This is a genomic window from Rhizobacter sp. (assembly GCF_031412495.1).
In the GTDB taxonomy this organism is placed as follows: Bacteria; Pseudomonadota; Gammaproteobacteria; order Burkholderiales; family Burkholderiaceae_C; genus Schlegelella_A.
This window is the reverse complement of sequence record NZ_JANODC010000194.1, coordinates 1-3408: the sequence shown is the minus strand read 5'-3', so window position 1 is coordinate 3408 and position 3408 is coordinate 1. Positions and strand designations below refer to the sequence as shown.

The window sequence follows — 3408 nt, the reverse complement described above, 5'->3', positions numbered from 1 at the left end:
AGCGTCTGCGCGACAGCGTGCTCCCAGCGCTGCATCAGCGCGCCGGCGCGGGCCCGCGACAGGGTCGGATGGAAGGTGCGCTCGACCTGCCACTGCGCGGCGAGCTCGTCGGTGCCGGCGTACACGCCGCAGCTGAGGCCGGCCAGGTAGGCCGCGCCCAGGGCGGTGGTCTCGATGACCTTGGGGCGGACCACGGGGATGCCCAGCAGGTCGGCCTGGAACTGCATCAGCAGGTCGTTGACGCACGCGCCGCCGTCGACGCGGAGCTCGGCGACCGGCGCCCCGCCGGCGGCGACCACGTCGCGGCTCATCGCCTCGAGCAGGGACGCGCTCTGGAAGGCGATCGACTCGAGCGCGGCGCGCGCGATGTGGGCGATCGTCGAGCCGCGCGTGAGGCCGGTGATGGTGCCGCGCGCGTCCGGGTTCCAGTGCGGCGCGCCGAGGCCCGTGAAGGCCGGCACGAACATGACGCCGCCATTGTCGGGAACGCTCTCGGCGAGCTGCTGCACCTCGCTGCTCGACTTGATCGCCCTCAGGCCGTCGCGCAGCCATTGCACGACGGCGCCGCCGATGAAGACGCTGCCCTCGCGCGCGAACTGCGGCTCGGGCCCGGGCTGCGCCGCGCTGGTTGCCAGCAGGCCGTTGCTCGAGACCTCGAAGCGCGAGCCGGTGTTCATGAGCATGAAGCAGCCGGTGCCGTAGGTGTTCTTCACCTGCCCCGGCCGGAAGCAGGCCTGGCCGAACAGCGCGCTCTGCTGGTCGCCGGCGACGCCGCCGATGGCGATCGGCGCGCCGAACAGGTCGGCCGTCGTCTGCCCGTAGGCGTGGCTCGACGGGTGCGCCGCCGGCAGCATCGACCGCGGCACGGCGAGGGCCTCGCAGAGCTCGTCGCTCCAGGTGCCGGCGCGGACGTCGAAGAGCAGGGTCCGCGAGGCGTTGGTGACATCGGTCGCGTGCACGGCGTGGGCGCGCGTCGCGTCGGCGCCGCCGCCGGTCAGCATCCACATCAGCCAGGTGTCGACGGTGCCGAAGAACAGCTCGCCGCGTGCCGCCGCGGCGCGGGCGCCGTCGACGTGGTCGAGCAGCCAGGCGAGCTTGGTGCCGGAGAAGTAGGCATCGAGGACGATCCCGGTGCGCTCGCGGAACAGCGGCTCCAGGCCCTTGTCGCGGAGCGCCGCGCAGTCGGGCGCGGTGCGCCGGTCCTGCCAGACGATGGCGTTGGCGATCGGCTCGCCGCTGCGGCGGTTCCAGACCAGGGTCGTCTCGCGCTGGTTGGTGATGCCAAGCGCGGCGATGTCCGTCGCCGCCAGTCCTGCCTTGGCGATCGCCTCGCGCGCGACCTCGAGCTGCGTCGCCCAGATCTCGCGCGGATCGTGCTCGACCCAGCCCGGCTGCGGATAGATCTGGCGGAACTCGCGCTGGGCCAGGGCGACGATGGCGCCGGCGGCATCGAAGACGATGGCTCGCGAGCTCGAGGTGCCCTGGTCGAGCGCGAGGAGGAAGGTCCTGCAGTTCATTCAGCCTCCGGGCAGGTCATGCACTCGACACCGGCGGCGGCCAGCAGGGCCGGGAAGGGTGCTGGCGGCGGACGGTCGGTGAACAGCCGGTCAACCTGCTCGAAGCGGGCCAGCTCCACCGTCGCCGGCCGGTTGAACTTGCTGTGGTCGGCGGCGACCCAGACCGCCCGCGAGTGCTCGATGATCGCTCGCGCCACCTTGACCTCTCGGTAGTCGTAGTCGCGCAGGCTGCCGTCGGCCTCGATGCCCGAGATGCCGATCAGCCCGATGTCGACCTTGAACTGACGGATGAAGTCGATCGTCATCTCGCCGACGATGCCGCGGTCGTGCGACCGCACGATGCCGCCGGCGACGATGACCTCGATGGCTGCGTTGTCGGACAGGATCGCGGCCACGTTCAGGTTGTTGGTCACGATGCGCAGGCCGCGGTGGCGGAGCAGTTCGTGCGCGATTGCCTCCGTGGTCGTGCCGATGTTGATGATCAGCGAACAGCCGTCCGGCACGGCCGCGGCGACGGCGCGCGCGATGCGCTGCTTGGCCGGCCCGTTCAGGCGCTGGCGCTGCCGGTAGGCGATGTTCTCGGTGGTCGAGGTGGGCAACCGCACCCCGCCGTGGAAACGCGCGACCAGGCCGGCCCCGGCCAGCAGCTTGACGTCGCGGCGCACCGTCTGCAGCGTGACATCGAATTGCGCGGCCAGCGATTCGACCGTCATCGATCCCCGCGCGCGGACGGCGTCGAGAAGCAGGGCTTGGCGCGGATTCGGCGTCACGGCGGTGGCGATGGCTCGCTGGAATGGCCCAGGGTACCCGCATCGCGCGGTCCGACTGCAGGGCGGAAACGCGCTTGCGCCTGCTCAAGTCTTAGGCTACAAACGAAAATAGAACATCAGAAACGAGCGGAAACGAACCGCTTTCCCCCCTGACACTTGGCGCCCCTCCCGGAGACCCCTTGCCAGATCCCCGCCCTGCCAGCCCTGCCGCCGGCCCGAACGGCCCGACCGAGCCGGACGCGACGCTGGCCTGCGACGTCCTGGTCGTCGGCGGCGGCATCAATGGCGCCGGCATCGCCCGCGACCTGTCCGGCCGCGGCTGCCGCGTCGTGCTCTGCAAGAAGGACGACTTGGCGTCGCACACCTCGTCGTCGAGCACGAAGCTGATCCACGGCGGCCTGCGCTACCTCGAGTACTACGAGTTCTCGCTCGTTCGCAAGGGACTGGCCGAGCGCGAGGTGCTGCTCAGGAGTGCGCCGCACATCATGTGGCCGCTGCGCTTCGTGATGCCGCACGATCCGGGGATGCGGCCGGCCTGGATGATCCGCGCCGGCCTATTCCTCTACGACCACCTGGCCCGCCGCGAAGTACTGCCGGCCTCGGGCACGGTCGACCTGCGCACCCACCCGACCGGCCGGGCCCTGAAGAGCCGCTTCAAGAAGGGCTTCGTCTATTCCGACGGCTGGGTCGACGACGCCCGCCTGGTGGTGCTCAGCGCCGTCGACGCTGCCGAGCGCGGCGCGCGGGTGCTGACGCGCTGGCGCTGCGCCGATGCACGGCGCGGCCCGGCCGGATGGCAGGTCCGCCTCGAAAACGGCGCCGGCGAAGGGCTCGCGATCAACGCCCGCGCCATCGTCAATGCTGCCGGGCCCTGGGCGGCCGAGTTCCTCGGCGCACGCGCGAACCTGCCGGGTGGCAAGGCGCTGCGCTTGGTCAAGGGCAGCCACATCGTCGTGCCACGCCTCTTCGACCACGACCACGCCTACATCTTCCAGAACCCGGACAAGCGGATCATCTTCGCCATTCCCTACGAGGGCGACTTCACGCTGATCGGCACCACCGACGTCGAGCACCACGGCAGCATCGGCGAGGCGCGCATCGACGCCGCGGAAACCGCCTAC

Annotated in this window: 3 protein-coding genes; 1 reads left to right on the top strand and 2 read right to left on the bottom strand. The window is 71.1% G+C overall.

The features are described 5' to 3' along the window. Together glpK and AC30N0_RS07115 are read right to left on the bottom strand one after the other, a co-directional pair. The coding region (glpK, locus tag AC30N0_RS07120; protein WP_489517230.1) for a glycerol kinase GlpK at window positions 1-1517 on the bottom strand (1517 nt) is incomplete at its 3' end. After that, window positions 1514-2287, bottom strand: a complete 774-nt coding sequence (locus AC30N0_RS07115; protein WP_489517229.1) for a DeoR/GlpR family DNA-binding transcription regulator — start codon at window positions 2285-2287, stop codon at window positions 1514-1516. The genes glpK and AC30N0_RS07115, both read right to left, overlap by 4 nt. 179 nt (window positions 2288-2466) lie before the next feature. Between AC30N0_RS07115 and glpD the strand changes: the two genes are divergently transcribed. Continuing rightward, the coding region (gene glpD, locus AC30N0_RS07110) for a glycerol-3-phosphate dehydrogenase (RefSeq protein WP_489517228.1) at window positions 2467-3408 on the top strand (942 nt) is incomplete at its 3' end.